Annotated in this window: 1 protein-coding gene; it reads left to right on the forward strand. The window is 38.0% G+C overall.

The window, feature by feature from the left end:
• The coding region (locus SB756_RS30915; RefSeq protein ID WP_410913348.1) for a diguanylate cyclase at positions 1-266 on the forward strand (266 nt) is incomplete at both ends.

Below are 266 nucleotides of genomic sequence, written 5' to 3' on the forward strand. Positions count from 1 at the left end.
TGAAATTGCAACGCTTTTAAGAATAACCTTAGCAAAGGGGTACGTGTTTAGGGTTGGCGGTGAGGAGTTTGCCGTTATTCATTCTTTTAATAGCAAAGACGAAGCCTTATTTGCAGCTGAAAAGTTAAGAGAAACTGTTGAAAAAACACCGTTTAATATTGAGGGGCATGCAATTAAACTTACTATCAGTATTGGTGTAGCTGACTATCAAGCTAACCCCTCGCTTGAATCTATTTTCATTGCAGCTGATAAACAGCTTTACAAAG

Source organism: Pseudomonas sp. SIMBA_068 (assembly GCF_046534705.1).
Lineage (GTDB): Bacteria > Pseudomonadota > Gammaproteobacteria > Pseudomonadales > Pseudomonadaceae > Aquipseudomonas > Aquipseudomonas putida.